This is a genomic window from cf. Phormidesmis sp. LEGE 11477 (genome assembly GCF_015207105.1).
Taxonomy (GTDB): domain Bacteria; phylum Cyanobacteriota; class Cyanobacteriia; order Phormidesmidales; family Phormidesmidaceae; genus Phormidesmis.
In genome coordinates this window covers 44,218-62,507 of the sequence record NZ_JADEXO010000008.1, presented here as the reverse complement: position 1 = coordinate 62,507, position 18,290 = coordinate 44,218, and the positions used below count along the sequence as shown (strand labels likewise).

Below are 18,290 nucleotides of genomic sequence, written 5' to 3'. Positions count from 1 at the left end.
GGAAATTGTTCGGTATCCTTTTTCTTATTGCAGTTTCCCATTGCGGTTTCCTATTAGAGCTAGGCGTACGCTCTCCGTCCATCTGATACGTCCATCTAATACGTCTGTCTTTAAAATTAAGACCGGATTATCATCTTGATACTTTTTAAAAGGCCAGAGTCTAGAAAGCCAGAGCGTTTCGGCAGAATAGAGCGTGGGTGGAGCCTCTACTTAAAACTGCTTGTGATTGGCGCTCTAATCCTAGCTGTCATTTTTCGGCTGGGGGATCTGTCAACCAAGCCCTACTGGGAAGACGAAGTTTATACTTCGGTTAGAGTTTCTGGCTATCATTTGGAAACTGTTCGACAACAGATTGATAGCCAAATTATTTCGATCGAAGCGCTCTCTCAATACCAAGACGTTGCTAAAGCAGACCGCTCTTGGGGTGATAGCCTTGCCGCTTTGTTAAATAGGCCAGAGCATGCGCCGCTTTACTTTGTACTCGCTAGAGCTTGGGCGCAGGTATTTGGCGGTTCGGTAGGGGCAATGCGAGCGTTTCCAGCGGTCACTAGTCTGTTTACTCTGCCGCTCTTTTACTGGCTTGCTCGGCTATTGTTCAATTCTGCGACGACAGCAAAGATCACGCTGTGTTTAGCGTGCGTTTCTCCCATATTGATTCGGTACGCTCAAGAAGCGCGACCCTACAGCCTTTGGATGGTCGGCATTTTAGCGTCTAGCGTGGCTCTACTTAGCGCTCTGCACAGCAACAGGCGCAGCGCCTGGGCGATCTATAGTTTGACAGTTGCGCTGACGTTTTGGACTCATCTGCTATCAGGCCCATTGTTCATCGCACATAGTCTCTACGTTCTAATTTTGCGTAGGTACGAAAAGATAGATCTCAAAGCGGTCAGTATTCACCGTACGAACGTAGAAGGGGATAGTCCCTCTGCTTCAACAGACCCAAGTTTTCAAAGACCCTCGGTAGATCGTTTACGTCTACTGAATTTCCGCAAGTTTCTATCATTTGGGCTGCTCGCGATCCTGCCCTGGCTAGGCCAGATGTTCTCCCAATTTGAGTCGGTTCAGGCTGTTACTGAGTGGCAGAGTAAGCCCCTGTCGCTAGGTGATCTGATGGGCGGCTGGTTAAACAATGTAAGTCGTCTTTCTTTTTTTTGGATGCCACCGGGTCAGTGGTTGATGTTCGTGGCTTTCTGGCTGCTTCTGTTCGCCTGGTGCCTTTTTTGTCTACTATCAAGCGCTCATCTACGACAGTGGCTATTACCCGTTCTGCTCTGTGTCATCCCTGGCGGTCTGTTAGTAGGTCTTGACCTTGTATTTGGTGGTATTAGATCGCTCGTTCCCCATTACTCTATGCCAACCTACCTAGGCGCGATCTTCGTTTTGAGCTTCGGTCTTAGCTTTGGTGTGTCCCGACTACAGCGCCCACCCATCGCAAAAGGACGCCGTTATTTCCAGGCTGGGCTGTTTCACATCGTCTTAGTTCTGATGATATTCGCTTCCTGGAACAACCTACGCTCTCCCGTCTGGTGGAAAGACAGCCAACTGTATTCTTTGAGCGTCGCTCAAGCTGTAACTCAGACGGCGACGCCGATCACCTTTGTTTCCGATTATCGTGTGGGCAATTTTATGTCGGTTGGACTGATGCTGAGGCCAACCGATCGCTTTTTGTGGTTTCGCGAAAAGGAACTTATAGACAAAGGAGTCGATGTAGACAGGATCTTAGGTAGTGCTGATAATATCTTTCTTTTTAGACCATCTGAGTATCTACTTGACCGAGTCGAAGATGGCGCAGAGCAGCGACAGCTAGCTGTTGAAGAAATGGAGATACAAGATATCTACAAGATAAGTAGACCAATGTCACAGTAAGGCGTTACTCTATCGGTTTTAGCCGACAAGAATGTCCTAAGCAACTCTTCGAAAGCTATAGGCAGTTTGTTTATATCTACCGATTAAACAGTACCTTTAGACTGAGGATATTAGCCAGGACTGCCACTTTGATACTTAATAGAAAACCGAATCGCTGGTGGGGTAGCTATCTACGGCTGCTTGTGGCTGGCGCTCTAGTTCTTGCCGTTACTTTTCGACTAGGTAATCTATCGACAAAGCCTTACTGGGAAGACGAAGTCTTTACTTCAATGCGCGTTTCTGGCTACACACTAGCCCTTGTTCGAGAACAGTTCGACCGTAGGATAGTTTCGGCTGAATCGCTTTTTCAGTATCAAGACGTTGTTCAATCGGGCCAGTCTTGGGGTGATAGCCTCAGCGCTTTATCGAGCAGACCAGAACATGCGCCGCTCTACTTCGTACTCGCTAGAGCCTGGGCCCAGGTCTTCGGCAGTTCGCCTGGGGCCATGCGAGCTTTTCCGGCGATAACGAGTTTGTTGACGCTGCCTCTTTTTTATGGGCTCGCACGCCTGCTGTTCAACGCGCCGGCTACAGCCAGTATTACGCTTTGCCTAGCGTGCGTTTCACCTATCTTGATCCGACAGGCGCAAGAAGCGCGGCCATACAGCCTTTGGATAGTGGGTATCTTGGCCTCTAGCACGATGCTGCTTAGGGCACTACGTAGTAATCGACGCAGTGCCTGGATGATTTATAGCTTGACGGTCGCCCTAACGTTTTGGACTCATCTGCTCTCAGGCATAGTGTTTGCCATCCATGGTCTTTACGTTCTGATCCTGCAGAGATATGCAGCTACTAGCCTCACAGAGGATAGCGCGTCGGTTGTAGGAAGGTTGGGCTACCAGACGCCGCTGGCCCCCTCGCGGATAGCGAATTTCGGGAGATTTTTACTGTTAGGAACTTTGCCGATACTCCCTTGGTTAGGTTGGATGTTCTACCGAATATCTTCAGTGAAGGCTGTGACCAGTTGGCAGAACACAGATAAACCATTGGATGACATGCTGTTTGGATGGACTAGAAATGTTAGCTACCTTGTGCTGGATTGGATACCGCGCGATCGCTGGCTAATATTTGCCATTTTGTGGCTGCTTTTGTTCACCTGGGCTGTCTTTCGTTTGCTATCGGCAAGTCAGCTACGGCAGTGGCTTTTACCGATTCTATTTTGTCTCGTTCCAAGCGTTTTATTGATCGTCCCTGATCTTCTGTTTGGTGGGATTAGATCGCTGATTCCACGGTATTCTATTCCGATATATCTGGGCTTGATTCTGATTTTGGGCTTCGCTTTTAGCTACTGTCGTCCTCAATCGCGGCGTTCTGCAACGGCCAGCCGGTACAGTTACTTTCAAAAAGGGCTATTTCATATCGTCTTAGTCTTAATGATTGCCGCTTCTTGGCATAACCTGCACGCTTCTGTTTGGTGGAGAGATAGCCGCCTGTTTCTTGTTCAAGTGCCCCAAGCTGTGACCCAATCAGCAGCGCCTGCCGTCCTCGTTTCAGACTATCGCCTGAGCAATGTTATGTCGATCGGGCGGTTGCTTAGGCCAACCGATAGTCTTTTTTGGTTGCCCAGAGGGAAGGGCGATATGGATGAAACTGATATAGACAAAATTATCAACAGTTCGGATCACGTTTTTCTCTATCAGCCTTCTGATAATCTGCTCAGTCAACTGGAAGCTAGCTTGGCAGAACGACAGATAGCTATTGAAAAAACAGAGACAGAAAACCTCTACCAACTTATCGATAAAACAGAGGCTGAGGAATTAAACAGACAGGCTGTTTTGAGCGGTCATCCTACTCGAAAATAAAAGCTTAGTTCTACGACTTGTGTCAAAAGGCCGCAGCTCTAGAGCAGCGCATTGACCTTATGTTTTTCGATTTCGCTCATCTAGAAATCTGAGCTGTTGCTGTAGCATGGCCATAGACGGCGTCTCTATGCCGATACTGCGAGCAACACGAACAGGATTGCCTAGAATAGCTGCGATTTCTAGCGGACGTTTTTCGTCGTAGTCTATTTTCATACTGGTGCGATAGGGAGCCATCGTTTCTGTATGAGTTAGCATCCTATCGATAATATCGCCAGGAAGAGTACGCTGGATGCCAGGAGAGATCATCTCTCCCCAGGCGTCTGCTGCAGTGACGACTTCTTGCATGAGGGTAGTAATCAGCGATCGCACACCCGTATCTGCCATCATTGCCGCAGTCGTGGCATTTAGGACCACTGACAGGCCATTGTAGGGCACGTTCCAAACCAGCTTTTGCCACCGCGCCATCGGCAGATCGTCTGTGGTCTCTATCTGCACGTTTGCCTTAGCGAAGTCGGCAGCAATCTTTTCTAATAGAGGCGTCGGCGCGTCCCTTTGGTTCTGCTGATTATGTACCCCTAAAAGAATTTTGCCATAGTCCAGATGTCGAAAATGACCTGGCGCTATCTGATTAGAGCAGATAAAACACAGCCCTCCAAAGAGAGCGGGCACCGGTATGCGATGCCGGTCAAGCTGCTGGGTAATTGCCGCTTCAACGCCAAATCCATTTTGCAAAGAAAGAATCACGCCGCCTTCGTTTAATGCCGGTAATAGCGTATGCAAGTTTTCATTTTGGGTTGTTTTCAAAGCCACGATGGCGACATCAACCGCAGGCATGTCCGCTGAGCTGTGATATGCATTGACATCAGGCAGTTCAAAATCGCCGTCGATTGACTCTACTCGCAGGCCGTGCGCTTTGACAGATGCATAGCTGCTACGCAATAGAAAGTGAACATCGCAGCCTGCCTGCTGGAGACGAGCGCCATAGTAGCCACCGATAGCACCAGTGCCAATAATTGCGTAGCGAAGAGACATAGAAGGGATTCAACTATCTGTCTGGTCGAAAGATTGAATCTGCATAAGAGCCCACCGAGCGCGAGCTTGTACAGCTAAGATATCGTCTTTTTGGTGGCGCTCTTGCAACCCTGTGACGACCGGGTCGGTTAGCTCGAAGGCTCCTGCTTGAATGAGTGCGATCGCCACACCTTGCAATCCTACAACAGCGCCGTATCGAACCACCCATTCAACATCTTCTACCACCTTTAGCAGCGTTTGTAGGGTTCTAGCCTGTTCTTCTTTCCTTTTCTCCTCCGGTAGCTTTTCCCACTGAATAGCACCCAAGCCTCTCGCCGCTGCTCGCCGCACGCTCAGCGAAAAATCTTCTACCGCCGTTTCTAGGATCAAATCTAGCCCGCGCGGATCGCCAATACCTGCCAACACTCTTAGCGCCCAGGCCCGCGCGCCGTAGTTATAGCCATCGATTTGGGTCAGCAAAGCTGAGGCCGCAGGCGTTCCAATTTTGATTAAGCCATCGACTGCTGCTACTGCTGCCCCCGGATTGTTGTATCCCAGTACTTGAATCAGCGTATCGATCGCACCCTCATCGGCTAGCGCCGCTAGTGCCTCCACTGAATCGAGCAATCCCTGGGCAGAATCAGCCGCCTCTACGGCCTGCAGCCTCTCTCGAAGTAACAAATTAGAATCCGACATAAGCAAGAGAACCGAAGACTAGCGAGATAAACATAATAGCTAGCACTGCAACAAGGCTGATACGATAGCGATTCGCACTTAGCTGAAGCCATATCTTAGAAGCTGTAGCCCAGTCTTATATAGCGTCAAGTGCATAGCATCCACTAATGCATTAACGACTCGCCATGTAGCGCCACGACTATAGTGCTGAGACAGCTGAGATCGATAGGAATCGAAAAGTAAAAATTACAGCAGCGAATCCATCAGCTCCATGACGTTGCAGGCTTTAGGGGAAACTAGCGTAGTAGACGTAGAGATTTCTTTTTCTAGCAGTCCTTTCAGCGCAATGAGTTTAATACTGTTTTCCGCTAGGGTTTCAGCAATAGCCGTTGCTGCTGGTAAATATCCAATCTCACCGAGGTCTAACAGTGCCGAACGTCGCAGCTGTAAATCGTCACACTGCAGCGTTTCAACTAGCTTTTCGGCATAGCGGCCTTCGCCTGTGAGTTGATACATGGCGCTAGCAGCCGCATTCTTAACTTGGACGATTTCATGAGCTAAGAAAGGTTCGATGGTAGGCACAATGTCAGCATCGCCTAGTTCTCCTAATGCTTCAAGAATAGCGTTATAGGGCTGAACTAAGTGCGGCTTTCCGGGCATTTCTACAGCCGCTTCTACGCCCCCTGCTAAAAGGGAAAGCAGCTTCTCTATGCTCTCAGTTGCACCTAGTGACTCTAGTGACTGAGCAGCCGCTTCGCGCACGTAATAATCTGAGCAGTCTAGGGCCGCTATTAACGCAGGAATTACTGAGGCGTCACCCACTTTGCCTAATGCTCTAGCAGCGTTGCGCCGCAATGGAAAGCCACCGTCAGGGGCACGGTCTTCACTATCTTCTAAGGCCGATAGCAGCAGAGAAATGACTTCGGGCGTACCTGTGCCAAATCGACCTAACCACCAGGCGGCATAGTAGCGATCGCTAGTGTCTGCTGTTTGCTTTAGGTTTGCGATCGCCTGCTTTAATGTGATTTGCGGCGCACGCTCGTTAGCTTCCAACTTTATCAACCCGGTTACTGCGTCTTTTTATTTTTCATACCAGCTATCCGCACAAATACCTGTACATAGCAAACCCAGAGAAACAAACAACCACTAGACGCTTCCAGTAATCGCATATCTCTCTGGGTAAAAAATTGAAGTCTAACCGCCTGTAGATACTAGAGCTAGTAGATCAGAGGCTAGAAGCATCAATTTGGCTAATTAGCTAAGTGCGTTGATCGCGTAGTTGATGTAGTTATTTGCTTCAGTAGCAGGAATACCAGACAAACCATGGTTTGATTGGATATGCTTGAGCGCTTCTACATACCAGCTAGGCGATAGGTCAAAAGTCTTGTTGATTTCAGCAAGACCAGAAACCAGGTAGTCGTCCATCGGACCTGTACCACCGACAATCAGGCAGTAGGTGATCATCCGTAGGTAGTAGCCGATATCGCGAACACACTTGTCCTTACCACGCTGGTCAGCAGCGTACTGAGGCCCCTGCATCTGAGTCGTGTAAGGAAATTTGTTGTAAACAGCTTGAGCAGCACCTTGAGCCAGGCTGTCAGACTTTTGAGTCAATGCGCGAGCAGCTTCGAGGCTAGCCTTTGCCTGACCAAAGCGACCAAATGCAACCTGCATTTCAGTCGAGCTGAGGAAACGACCTTGAGAATCAGCAGCCGAGACTGCTTCAGTCAAAGGAGTTTTCATCTTTAAAGATCTCCTAATTGAGTTTTAGACGGTTTAATTGTTTAGCTTAGTTGCTCAGCCTACAAGACTACGCAACAGCGGAAGCTGCACGGTCAAAGTAACCACCGAGTTCAGCAAGTAGGTTGCTGCAATCGCCATTAGTTACGTTGCTGTTGTCGCCTGCGATCGCAAGTGCAGCAGCTTTCATCTTCTCAACGCCAGTTGCAACAGAACCACCGGGTGTGCCTAGCGCAACATAAGTCTCACGCAGACCGTTGAGGCAACGATCGTCTAGTACGCTGGCATCGCCAGAGAACATTGCGTAAGTGACATAGCGCAGAATGATTTCCATATCGCGCAGGCAAGCAGCCATCCGACGAGAGGTATAAGCATTACCACCGGGCTGGATTAGCTGAGGCTGCTCAGCGAACAGAGAGCGAGCGGCATTCGCAACAATGGAAGATGCGTTGTTAGTGATACCGTTAACGACATCCATTCTCTTGTTGCCATCGGCAACCATTTTATCTAGCGCATCTAGCTGGGACGCACTGATGAACTCACCGCGTGTGTCAGCTTGTGAAACGACCTTAGCAAAGGCATCAAACATAGATCCTAATTCTCCTTATATCTGGCTATGAAACGGGGTTTCTAGCCGGGTTCTTGTTTTTGAAAAGCCCGTGACGTCACTATCTTCCTTTAGATAGTTTCGTTCGGGTTGAGCCATGACCTCAGGTAATATCTTAGAACCTTTGAGAGAGGATTTACACCCTTTCAAAGCGATCTAGAAGAGATATAGACCGTTAGTAATTTGCTGTTCCCGTAATATAAAGATTAGGACGGATACGGCGCGAATCTAAGAAAATTCAAGAAAGTTCATAAAAGGCTGATTCATCTGAATAGCAGGCGTAGCAAGTGTTTTCACTGCATCAACTAGGGGCATCCAAAGGGCCAAAGCAGCCGTTTGTCTCTAACTATTCGGTTTTTGTTACAAAAATGCACTTAAGCGAAACCGGGCTTGACCGCTGCTAGCCTTAGGCTGTCATCTCAGGCGGTTATTCGAGCGTCTTTTTCTAAATCGAACAAGAACCCGTGGATATACGCTTCTGTCCATTCTGGGCCATAGAACCGGGTTAGCATGCCTCTAGCCGGATCTTTTTCTGCCCGATAGCGAGCGTAGCGAAGCTGAGCGGCCCTGATCGCGCTTAGCTGCTCTAAATCGCTTACCGGTTCAGCCGCCTGGACAAACGCTATGTACGCCTTGAGATAGTCAGAAAAAGCATCGAATACATAGGTTTCTACTGCCTCAGTTTCAGCGGGCCGGGTCCATAGAAAAGCGGGCGAAAAGAATGCCTGCGCTTCTTCTGGGAAGTCGCCTCCCCACGGCAGGTCGGCCTGATAGCGATGAAACATTTCCATCAGTGGCCCAGAGTACTTTGCCTGATACTCTTCAGTTTGGAACAGTGGCTGCATGTCAATAGCAATCAGATGGCCACCGGGCAAGGTGACAAGATCCGCGCCAAAGAAAGGCAAATCGTAGTTTAGCTCTGGAAAGATGACGAAGTTGAGCACCTGAAGTGCCGCGCCGCCTTGGACGTGGGCAGCACGAATCTGTCTGAGCTTGGGTGCTTTAGCGCCGTAGCTAGTAGTTGTAACGGTGGTTTCGCGTTTGCCCTTGCCAGTGACAGCGCTTTTAGAGTCAAACCCGGCAGGAATAGGGTAAGGGCTCAAATCGAGGCTGCCTTCTAGCAAGGCGATCGCCTTCGCCAAAAAAGGCTCATAAATAGTAGTCATTTGGCACTCACAGGCGCAGCGCTAGCAGCGGCGGCTCCGGCAGTCGTAACACCTGCTACAGGCACGGCATCTTCAAACAAGAATTCATAGAGGAATCGCTCAGACCACTCATGGCCAAAGTAGCTGCCAAACAGCCCCGAAGCGGGATCTCTCTCGGCGCTGTATTGGTCGTAGTCTTTTTGAGCCTTAGCAACGCGGGCCATAGCCGCACTGTTGGTATTGGGCGCAGCGGCATCTAGCATCTGCCAGTAGAGCTGAAGGTAGTCTTTGAAGGCTTCTAGCACTCTAGTCTTGACCGTTTCAGGATCAGTTTTGGCAAAGAGTAAATATTTAGAGAAGTACTGATTAGCATCGTAGAACTTCATCTCAAGGTTCTGCGCTAAATCTGGATATTTATCGTGGAGTACTTGCAAAGGCTCAATGTACTTTCGCTGATAGGCATCGTCTTGAAACAGCGGCTGGAAGTCCATCACAATCAAGTTCTTAACGGAACCAAAAGAGAGAAAATCAATGCCTAAAAGTGGTAAGTCGTACTGATGAGCAGGATAGATAACGCTGTTAAAGATCTGAGCGCTGGCTCCCGCATCAATATAGGTATAGCGAACCTTACGCAGTTGGTCGCACTGATAGCACCAGCTTTGAATCGTAGCTGGGTTGCGTCCCCTTTCGCTGATATTGCATTCTAGACCGGCTGGAATAGCTCGTTTGATCAGATTGAATCTCTGTGAAAGAGAATTCTCTAGATGCTCTTGAAAAGGGCGATACATTATTATCTAACCGTGTTTTATATAAGGACGCTATGCCCTCTCACAATACGAGATTGCAGCCAGCGGTTCCCTGATTATGAAAAACAAAGATACATTCCTTAATGGGAGAAAATTTGTCCTTTAGTACAGCGCTTCCACTCCACTATTTGCTCCGCAGTTTGAACTGCAATTTGAACTGCAGCGACAGAACCAAACCAGCCAGCGCTGGCTTACAAAACTAGAGTCCAGACTGCCTTGGGCATCATCCTCTCAAGTGCTTTGCCGCGAGAGCGCTCACGTCCTCGGGGGTGACAAATCGCTTTTCTGAGCAGTAGGTCATGAGATTGACGCCATCCATCATCCGGGCAGTGCTGACCCTGACGCGAAAGTCATCTGTTAGAAACCAGCAGCGCTCTTGGCCCTGATTAGTTTCATAGTCGGTATCGATGGTGAGGATGCCGTCTTGGCCGAACCAGTAGCGACTGACGACGGGAATAGTTTCTACATAGCCGCGATCGCGCACCAATTTTCCAGATTGCCCGCTTTCATCATCAGGCACATCTACCAGCACCGCCGCCGAGGAAACCGGCGCACTATCCGATAGATTTGCCTGCCAGGCAAAGCTCGCCCCGCCAGCCGCCAGATTCGGATCAATATTTTGAGACTTACAGATATCGATTACGCGCTGATCGCGGGCAGCCACCACATCTACAATCAAATTCGACTCACCCGACTCGTCAGCCACCACATCAAAATGATGCACCGTACGCTGCGTAAACCAAACGCCCTCACTCTTGTGAAAGAACGCCATCATCGACATCGGGGGATTCAAAAGCATAGCTTTAAGGCAAAGTTATCGATAGGTTGTCTAACTCTCGGCACCGTTAGGTTGACATGTTGAGACGCACTTCACTGGCGATCGCACCTGAGCTTTGTAGTTGCTCGTACCAGTGCTGAGCTGTCTCTGCCATCTTTTGGCGCTTGGTGGGATTGTTCCATAGTTCTGACCAGTTCAACTTCCAGCGACTCAAAAGGCGCTGTAGCGATAGTAGTTCTTGAACCAAAGCCATATCTATCTCTAGGCTAAGCCCTGGCACCGTCCACTCGATGAAGAACTGACTTTCTCTGATCAAGTGCTGAGCTACCGATTCTTCTGTACCGCCTTCTGCTAAGGTTTGCAATCGAACCAAATTCATGGCTAGGCTATCTATTTGCACAACGGGACTAACGGCTTCGTAGCGAGCTTTTAATTTCTCCCAGTTTATTGCCATTGAACATCACCTAGTAAGAAACGTACAGCCTGGTTAACTTGTGCTCGAAGCTCAGAAGATTGAATCTCCATCGAACGATTGTTAGCCGGTGGACGAATGTTGATAATTGACTCGTAACCGACAGTCTGATTGAAAGGATACCAATCTGCTCCCCAAACGTTAGCCTGCTGGCTGCCGTCTGCTAGGAGAAACTGCTCACAATCGGCATGAAGTTCACCGCCACCTGCTAAGATACCGCGCTCAATATCTACTGCCAGTTTAATGTAGATCTCCAAAACCTCTAACATTTGGCGCATCTGCTCAGGTGTTGCCTGCTTCCGAATGATGAGAATCATATTGCGCTGTACCTATCGGCCAACGAGATACTGGAAATCGTACCTATCACCCTTTGTCCTTTCACAGCACCTAGCCCAAGCTAGATAATCAAAAAGTTATCAGACATACTGCTAATTTGCTCTTGTGTAGTTCAGTAACGAAAACTTGTTCTGCTCCCTACATACGTACCGTAGGTGTCGTAGTCGCCTGCTTCGTAAGCGGCTTTTACAGCTCCGATTTCTGCTTTAGTAGCCTCATCTTCCTCGTAGCTATCTTCTTCTGCTTCAAATATTTGCTGCTCTGAAATGTCTAGCAGCTTTTGTTTATTCGCTAGCGTAAGAGTACTGATAGCTTTAACTAAGGAATTTATTGCTCGGACGAATCGACCGCTACAGTCATGGCTAGAAGGCTTGGCGAGTGTTCTCTGCTTTGATGATAGGATCGTTTCTCTTTGATGTCTCTATGACGCGCCTGGTTCAATGGATTCGTTACACATATCACCTAGAGCTAATCTAGCTAATGCAAATCTGGCTGATGCGGACCTATCAGGTAAAGATCTGTACAAGGCGAATTTGTCAGGCGCGAACCTGACAGGCGCGAATCTACAAGGAACTGGGTTAGTTGGCGCGAATCTATCAGATGCGAATCTAATAGGCGTAAACCTGCAATTGGCTGATCTTAGAGGCGCGATGCTGCGAGGGGCCAATCTAACGCATGCCGATCTAACCGGAGCGTACCTATTTCGCAGCGACTTACAGGGCGCGGTGTTGACAGGTGTGGTGTTAACAGACGCAGCGCTGAAGCTAGCGCTGTATGACCAAAAAACTCAGTGGCCCGAAGGATTTCGATACAAGCGCTGTGGGGCGGTTGGACCGGGCGCAGCGCTCAACGGGGCGTACTTGAATACGGCGAATCTCAAGGACGCTGATCTTAGCGGCGCGATGTTGTTAGGCGCTTATCTTAGTGGTGCGAACCTAGCGGGCGCGAACTTATCAGGCGCGGGGTTAGCAGGAGCGAACTTACAAAAAGCTTTCTTGACGGGTGCAAACTTATCAGGCGCGAGCCTAGCAGGCGCGGAGCTACAGCGCGCTGACTTGCGGGCGACGAACCTGACCGATGTCGATATGACCAGTGTAGGAAGCATTGCCGGGGCTGACTTTAGCGGCGCTGTAGGGCTAACAGAAACAGGATGCTCAAAGCTGCTCAGTCACAGCCAAACGGAACTGAATGAATGGAATGCTTACACTCGAAAGACAACTTTGCAGAGCCTAGAAGAGCAGGGGAAATAGGAAGTTAGGACTCTAATTTCCCTTTGCTCGGCTGCCTTTGTCTTTCTTACATTCGCTTCTCTAGATACTGGCCAATCATAATCTCTTCACCTGCGCGAGAAATGATCGTCTGCCGGGTCCGGTAGTTTTCACCGACTAGCTTCAGCTCTTCTTCAAAGGATGAACCACCGTATTCGGTGCGTAAGACCATAGTGTGATCGCCTTTGAATCGATAGTCGGCGGTCACAGGCTTGGGCGTTGCAAAGCCGCGATCGCGATACATCACATCACCCCGGATGCCAAACACAGTCTCACCCACAGAGGGCTTCTTGCTCGGGCTGATGTAGGTGCTCTCCCAAGTGACCTTTGCGCCGCAAATCATCGGAACGCTAAGTTCGTGGCGGTTGCCTAGCTCGATGAGTTCTAGATGGTCACTTTCTAAAAAGGCAATGCTAATGTCGCTGACGACTTCCTGAGTTTGGTCGCTAGCCAGGGTGTAGTAGCGACGACGAGACTGCCAGTTACCGACGGAGTGTTTGAAAAATGCGATCGCTTGCGCCTCTATTGTCGATGCCGTTAGCTGCGTAGACATTACCATCAAGATCTTTCCTCAATTTTGTGCCTGCATATACAGGCTTGATAGCGAATGAATTTTTACATTTATTCACATTGATTTAGGATAGGCGATCTTGAACAAAAGGATCAATTCATCTAAAGGAATGCTTCTCTACCGCCCCGACTGAGCGAAGCCGAAGCCAAGACGCGATGCTAGCTCGGCAGCAGCGCCTCTAACGCAGCGGCAACAACTTTATGATGCTCGTCTTGACGTAGCTGAATGAGCGCGTCCTTTGCGGCGGGTTGATCGAAGGGTTTAAGTGCGTAGGCAAGCGCTAGACGCGATCGCCAACTTTTGTTTTGCAGCGTTGGCAGGATTGCCTCTAGCGCCGACTGCGACTGAGCGGTATCTGCTAGCAGCGCCAGCGTTGAAATGCCTGCCTGTGAAATCGTTTCATCTCTGTCTTCTAGAGCCAGCATCGCGATCTCAAATAGCTGCTCAGGGCATTCCATCTCCGGCATGATCGCTAGAATGCTGCGACGAACTAGCCAGTTATCGCTCGCTTTGAATAGCGCAACTAAGCGGTCGGTCGAGCGCTTACCATACAGACCTAGAGAGTTAGCAATTTCAGCCTTAACGTTGTAATCAGGCTCATTTGATAGCATCTCTATCAAGGCGGCGTAGGCCGATTCGCTGCGTTTACGCCCTAACCCCATAGCCACAAAAGATCGAACCAGAAAAGCATCATCCTGTCGCTGCTCAACTAGCAAAGGAACAGCGGCAGCGGCATCATAATCCTTCAGCGCCACTAGCGCTCGCAGCCGCATCTGGGGGTCTTCGTGAGTAAGTAGAGTCTTAATTTCAGAAATTTCCATTGAAACGTATAGGTGAAATGCACAGGGCAATCTGATTAACGCTAATTTGATTTACGCTATTAAAAGGCTAAAAATAGGCTAGTGGAGCTGGAATATCAGCGTGCCGTTCGCTCTATCGATTGCCCTCATCTGTCATCCCTCATCTGTCATCATAGACTGATAGATAGACAAGGATGGTAGAGTGAGCGATCGCCGATACCGCAGATATCTATTACCGCATCTAGTCCCACAGATGTACATATCGCGGCGGCTAGATCGGTTTCTGGCCACGGGTCTAGACCTTTACAAAATGCATTTAAATCAGTAGAAGAGGTTATTTGCTGTGTCACAAAGCACTTCGACAAACGAACAAATCAACGAGTCAAAAAGTCCATCGGCGACAGCCCCTTCACAGCAGGAGGTGGCCGAGGTAATTGCGGAATTAGAACAATACAAAGCCCGCTTGACTGAAGACTTCACGACTACGGCAAAGAAGGCTAAGCTGCCAAAATCAATGACGATGTCGCAGCTAAAGAATCATCCAGAGATTTTAAAAATTGAGGCTTCGCTGGCCCAACTGCGGGGAGAGAAAGCTCCCTCTAATGGCTAGTTCGATCTACTTTAATAGTCAGTTATTTCTCTTTTTAGAACTTTTGCAGCTTCAGTCATGGACTCTGTCCGAAAGTCGTCAAACGACTCAACCGCTCCTACTCCTCCTAATAAGCCTAATAAACAGGCCGAAATAGTTTCTATGGAGACTCAGGCCCAGACGGACAGGCTCATTGCCTATGTCGATGAGCAAATTGAGCTTTTGGCCTTTGACGAACCAGACCCGCAACTGCTGCGGCAGATGATTCAAGGACTAAGCGATCCAAGAAGGTCAGTGCGGCTGCGTTTAATCAATGCCTTCAGCGAGATTGGAGAACCGGCGACGCCTTTTTTACTAGAGGGGCTAGCAACTCACCAAGATCCAATGGTGCGACGAGCTTGCTGCAATGCTATGACGAATCTTGGCGACGAGCAGGCGGTTTCAGGGCTAGCCGCAGCTCTCGTACAGGATCTAGAGATGAGTGTAAAAAGTGCAGCGGCAGGCGCGCTAGCGAAGATCGGCGCGCCTGCGTTTGAGGCGGTGCGCGGCATTTTAACCTCTGCCGAAGCAGATGAAAGCTGTAAAGGACATGCAGCTTGGGCAATCGCAACTATGAGCGCAGAGGTTCAAGATCGGCTCTATGACAGTCTTAGCGATCCGTCGCCCAACGTCAGGATTGCGGTGGTCGGCGCGATCGCCCAGCTAGCCCAAGCTCAACTAGCTCAAACCCAGCCTCATTCTCCAGACCAGGACAATCTCCTAGTTCTAATCGACGCTCTAGAAGACACCTGCGCTGATGTTCGTATCGAGGCGATCGCCCACCTCGCTCGGCTCAACTATCAGCCCGCCTACCAGCCCTTACTAGGCAGGCTGCAAGATCCAGATGCAGACGTTCGTAAGGCCGCTATCTTGGCGGTTGGCAAGCTAGATACTGAGAAGGCGAGCGTAAGCGATACTATTAAAAAGATTGCACCGCTACAGCAAGATTCGTCTTTGGCTGTACAGCAAGTAGCGAGCATAGTAATCGAACAGCTTCAAAGATAGCGGCCTCAAGAAAACGGCTTTACACTGCCAGATTAAAGGCATTCAGATCAAAGGCATTCTAGACTAGATAAAACTAAGTCAACGGTACAATTTAAGAACTATGAACGGACTCAGCGATCGCGCTAAAACGCTTATTCCGAAGGCAAGAATTATGAGCTTTGCCGGATGGACTGATGTGGATAAAAAAGCGATCGCAATTCTTCAAACGGCAGACGATGAGAATCGCTATCTTACCGACGAAGAGCTAAGCGAGATCAAGTCTTTAACGAACCAATCCGACCTAGCGCTGACGGCAGTCGGGCTGAGCGCGACAGAAGCCGCCAGTGCATTGCGATCGCAAGCTGCCGATATTGTCGATGAAGCTAGAGCTGTCGTTCTCGCCACCTTTCCCGACATTCTAGAACCGGGCGGTGGCCTCTTTCCACCACAGCGGGCAGAAGCCTGCTGGCGAGACTTTTGGCAGTTCTTACGCTGCATCACCTACGGGATTGCGGGCCAACAGCACCACTACACCAGCACTACTGGCCTAGCCGCGATGGAACAGCTATACGAAGAGCTGCAGGTGCCACTGCCAGCGATGGTTGCGGGTTTGATTGGCGTCAAACGAGCGAGTCTGCGACGGTTTCCCATCGAGAGCTATGCGGCTCTTTCGCCCTACTTCGATCATCTAATTGCTAGACTTTCGACCTTTGTCAAAGTAAAAACAGAGGCATGAGTTCACAAAACAGTTCAGACTCAAAAAGTCCAGACTCTAGAAGCCCAGAACCTACCCCAGAAGAGGCTATGATTCGTGCCTGTATTGCGGGCGATCGCGCCAAAGTCGCTACCCTACTCTCTACCGGCACTGACCCGAACGCCCGCTGGCAAAACAGCACTGGACTAATGTGGTCGGCGATGGAGAATCATGCCGACATTGTCGATCTGCTCTTGAAAGTAGGCGCTGATGTCAACGTTCGTAACGATGCTGGCTACACCGCCTTGATGTATGCCGCCGAGTCGGATCGCAGAGATATCATCCTAACGCTGCTAGAAAAGGGGGCTGACATTACAGGCCACAACAACTACGGCGAAACGGTGCTGATGATGCTGGCGCGTCACGGTCAAACGGATGTTGTAGAGCAGCTAATCAAGCGCGGCGCTGATGTTGCTGCAACCAACAGAATTGGTGATACGGCTCTGTACCTAGCGGCTGACAACGGTCATGCCTATACAGTTGCTAGCCTGATTCGAGCAGGCGCTCAGGTAAATACGTCAAACATCGGCGGCTGGACGCCATTGATGATGGCCTCGGCGCGAGGCGATCTAGATACTATTTCGCTGCTGCTAGAGCACGGCGCAGATGTGACGCCTGTAAACCGCTGGGGACAGAGCGCCTTGAGTGAAGCGAAGAAGTCTTTTCGGCCTAGAGCAGCGATCGCACTGCTCACTGAAGCGGGCGCTACTGAATAGCTACTAAATTAGCGCTTGTAACAAAAGACAACGGAATGTGAGCTATTTCCAATACAGTCATCTTTTCCAAAGCAACAGAAGTTTGAACGGCTATCTTTCTTTAGAAACAAGCCATACAACCTTTCTGTCCCAGCGCCACATAGTCAGTTCACTGCTTTTGACGTTCACAAAACTTGACAAAAACAGACCCCCTTTACCCACAAAATGAGAATACGCAATCAACCGTTATAAGGAGATAGCATCCATGTCTTTCGGCGCTTTCGGACCCGCATCGCGCTTGGGCGTCAGTCTGTTTGAGGAAACCCCTGCTGTAGAACGGGTTCCCGGTCTGTCATCCGAGGAATTAGAAGAAATTATCAGCGTCGTCTACCGTCAGGTGTTAGGCAACGCTTACGTGATGGAAAGCGAGCGACTCTCCGTTCCCGAGTCTCAGTTCAAGCTCGGTGAATTCAGCGTGCGTGAGTTTGTTCGAGCAGTTGCCAAATCGGATCTGTATCGCTCTCGTTTCTTTGAGAGCTGCCCTCGCTACCGCTACACAGAGCTAAACTTCCGTCATCTGCTGGGCCGTGCTCCGAATGACTATAACGAAATGAAGGCTCACAGCAATATTCTAGATTCAGAAGGGTTTGAAGCTGATATTGATTCTTATATTGACAGCGACGAGTACCAGAATACTTTTGGTGAAAACATAGTGCCCTACATCCGAGGCTATCAGAGCACGGCTGCGGATACGATGGTTGGATTTACCCACCTGTTTGAGCTGGTTCGCGGTGCCTCTAGCAGTTCGCTCAAGGGCAGCATTTCTGGCAAAGAGCCTCGCTTGAACAAGCTGGTAATCAACGCGATTCCGACTGCGGTTAAAGCGCCTTCGGGTGGTTCTGACGGCTGGGCCTTTAGCGAGCCACCGACGGCTGCGGCTACTCGCTCTGGGGCAACTGTGGGCGATCGCGGCAAAGTCTATCGGATCGAAGTCACCTCTATCCGCGCCAATACCGTACGCAAGGCATCTTCTCGCTTCCGCAGAGCCAATCAGGTATACATCGTGCCTTACGAGAAGCTCTCACAAGAATATCAGCGCATTCATAAAGCTGGCGGTGTGATTGCCAGCATTACTGAAGTTAGCTAGATAGTGACATTAGGGCGGGTGAGCAAAGAGACTTTTCTTTAGAGATTTTTCTCCTTGGCCGCTCGCCTTTTTTGGCCTGCTTTAAACCCAAACCCGCTTTTCTAGCAAAAGTGGTCAGCTAGCGGTGCGGATACCTCTGACGTTAACTGCACTCTTTAAACACTGC

General features: G+C 49.6%; 21 protein-coding genes. 8 read left to right on the top strand and 13 right to left on the bottom strand.

All coding sequences use genetic code 11. From position 1 onward, the window contains the following. The first annotated feature begins 222 nt into the window (after positions 1–222). Positions 223–1,866 carry a glycosyltransferase family 39 protein gene (locus tag IQ256_RS04395; RefSeq protein ID WP_193854336.1) on the top strand — a complete coding sequence of 548 codons (1,644 nt, stop codon included), beginning with the start codon at positions 223–225 and terminating at the stop codon, positions 1,864–1,866. 128 nt (positions 1,867–1,994) lie between these two features. Next, the gene (locus IQ256_RS04390) at positions 1,995–3,707 is read left to right on the top strand and encodes a glycosyltransferase family 39 protein (RefSeq protein ID WP_193854335.1); all 1,713 of its coding nucleotides are present in this window, start codon (positions 1,995–1,997) and stop codon (positions 3,705–3,707) included. A 57-nt stretch (positions 3,708–3,764) separates the two neighbouring features. Here the strand turns inward: IQ256_RS04390 and IQ256_RS04385 are convergent, their stop codons facing one another. The 10 genes from IQ256_RS04385 to IQ256_RS04340 all read right to left on the bottom strand — a co-directional run bounded on the left by IQ256_RS04385 (position 3,765) and on the right by IQ256_RS04340 (position 11,258). Further along, on the bottom strand, positions 3,765–4,739 hold the full coding sequence (locus tag IQ256_RS04385) for a putative 2-dehydropantoate 2-reductase (protein WP_193854334.1): 975 nt from the start codon (positions 4,737–4,739) through the stop codon (positions 3,765–3,767). Between the two features lie 9 nt (positions 4,740–4,748). After that, complete coding sequence (locus tag IQ256_RS04380; protein WP_193854333.1) at positions 4,749–5,414, bottom strand: HEAT repeat domain-containing protein; 666 nt, start codon at positions 5,412–5,414, stop codon at positions 4,749–4,751. Between the two features lie 225 nt (positions 5,415–5,639). After that, complete coding sequence (locus tag IQ256_RS04375) at positions 5,640–6,446, bottom strand: HEAT repeat domain-containing protein (RefSeq protein WP_228024562.1); 807 nt, start codon at positions 6,444–6,446, stop codon at positions 5,640–5,642. Positions 6,447–6,647: 201 nt separating this feature from the next. Further along, entirely contained in the window at positions 6,648–7,136 is a 489-nt protein-coding gene (gene cpcA / locus IQ256_RS04370) for a phycocyanin subunit alpha (RefSeq protein WP_193854331.1), read from the bottom strand. Between the two features lie 67 nt (positions 7,137–7,203). Beyond that, a complete protein-coding gene (locus IQ256_RS04365) occupies positions 7,204–7,722 on the bottom strand; it encodes a phycocyanin subunit beta (protein ID WP_193854330.1) in 519 nt (172 codons plus the stop codon). Between the two features lie 437 nt (positions 7,723–8,159). Beyond that, positions 8,160–8,906 carry a phycoerythrobilin:ferredoxin oxidoreductase gene (locus IQ256_RS04360; RefSeq protein WP_193854329.1) on the bottom strand — a complete coding sequence of 249 codons (747 nt, stop codon included), beginning with the start codon at positions 8,904–8,906 and terminating at the stop codon, positions 8,160–8,162. After that, complete coding sequence (locus IQ256_RS04355) at positions 8,903–9,673, bottom strand: 15,16-dihydrobiliverdin:ferredoxin oxidoreductase (RefSeq protein WP_193854328.1); 771 nt, start codon at positions 9,671–9,673, stop codon at positions 8,903–8,905. The genes IQ256_RS04360 and IQ256_RS04355 overlap by 4 nt, the downstream gene beginning before the upstream one ends. A 241-nt stretch (positions 9,674–9,914) precedes the next feature. Then, the gene (locus IQ256_RS04350; protein WP_193854327.1) at positions 9,915–10,490 is read right to left on the bottom strand and encodes a phycobiliprotein lyase; all 576 of its coding nucleotides are present in this window, start codon (positions 10,488–10,490) and stop codon (positions 9,915–9,917) included. A gap of 46 nt (positions 10,491–10,536) precedes the next feature. Further along, on the bottom strand, positions 10,537–10,923 hold the full coding sequence (locus tag IQ256_RS04345) for a hypothetical protein (protein WP_193854326.1): 387 nt from the start codon (positions 10,921–10,923) through the stop codon (positions 10,537–10,539). Then, positions 10,914–11,258 carry a DUF5674 family protein gene (locus tag IQ256_RS04340; protein WP_193854325.1) on the bottom strand — a complete coding sequence of 115 codons (345 nt, stop codon included), beginning with the start codon at positions 11,256–11,258 and terminating at the stop codon, positions 10,914–10,916. Before IQ256_RS04340 ends, IQ256_RS04345 begins: the two co-directional genes overlap by 10 nt. A 459-nt stretch (positions 11,259–11,717) precedes the next feature. Between IQ256_RS04340 and IQ256_RS04335 the strand changes: the two genes are divergently transcribed. Then, positions 11,718–12,527 carry a pentapeptide repeat-containing protein gene (locus tag IQ256_RS04335; protein ID WP_193854324.1) on the top strand — a complete coding sequence of 270 codons (810 nt, stop codon included), beginning with the start codon at positions 11,718–11,720 and terminating at the stop codon, positions 12,525–12,527. Positions 12,528–12,573: 46 nt separating this feature from the next. Here IQ256_RS04335 and IQ256_RS04330 read toward each other — a convergent pair whose 3' ends face one another. The 3 genes from IQ256_RS04330 to IQ256_RS04320 form a co-directional block, all read right to left on the bottom strand. Continuing rightward, complete coding sequence (locus IQ256_RS04330) at positions 12,574–13,104, bottom strand: phycobiliprotein lyase (RefSeq protein ID WP_193854323.1); 531 nt, start codon at positions 13,102–13,104, stop codon at positions 12,574–12,576. Between the two features lie 170 nt (positions 13,105–13,274). Then, the gene (locus tag IQ256_RS04325) at positions 13,275–13,937 is read right to left on the bottom strand and encodes a HEAT repeat domain-containing protein (protein WP_193854322.1); all 663 of its coding nucleotides are present in this window, start codon (positions 13,935–13,937) and stop codon (positions 13,275–13,277) included. 149 nt (positions 13,938–14,086) lie between these two features. After that, positions 14,087–14,266: a hypothetical protein gene (locus IQ256_RS04320; RefSeq protein WP_193854321.1), complete on the bottom strand. Its 180-nt coding sequence runs from the start codon at positions 14,264–14,266 to the stop codon at positions 14,087–14,089. Between IQ256_RS04320 and IQ256_RS04315 the strand changes: the two genes are divergently transcribed. From IQ256_RS04315 to IQ256_RS04295, 5 genes are all read left to right on the top strand, one after another. Beyond that, positions 14,260–14,526 (top strand): hypothetical protein, encoded by a 267-nt coding sequence (locus tag IQ256_RS04315; protein ID WP_193854320.1) that lies wholly within the window; start codon positions 14,260–14,262, stop codon positions 14,524–14,526. The two genes, IQ256_RS04320 and IQ256_RS04315, sit on opposite strands and share 7 nt — an antisense overlap. Before the next feature lie 57 nt (positions 14,527–14,583). Then, the gene (locus tag IQ256_RS04310; protein WP_193854319.1) at positions 14,584–15,549 is read left to right on the top strand and encodes a HEAT repeat domain-containing protein; all 966 of its coding nucleotides are present in this window, start codon (positions 14,584–14,586) and stop codon (positions 15,547–15,549) included. A gap of 100 nt (positions 15,550–15,649) precedes the next feature. Further along, complete coding sequence (locus IQ256_RS04305; RefSeq protein WP_193854318.1) at positions 15,650–16,264, top strand: phycobilisome protein; 615 nt, start codon at positions 15,650–15,652, stop codon at positions 16,262–16,264. Beyond that, on the top strand, positions 16,261–16,998 hold the full coding sequence (locus IQ256_RS04300; RefSeq protein ID WP_193854317.1) for an ankyrin repeat domain-containing protein: 738 nt from the start codon (positions 16,261–16,263) through the stop codon (positions 16,996–16,998). Before IQ256_RS04305 ends, IQ256_RS04300 begins: the two co-directional genes overlap by 4 nt. Before the next feature lie 244 nt (positions 16,999–17,242). Continuing rightward, a complete protein-coding gene (locus IQ256_RS04295) occupies positions 17,243–18,124 on the top strand; it encodes a phycobilisome linker polypeptide (RefSeq protein WP_193854316.1) in 882 nt (293 codons plus the stop codon). The last annotated feature ends 166 nt before the right edge of the window (positions 18,125–18,290 follow it).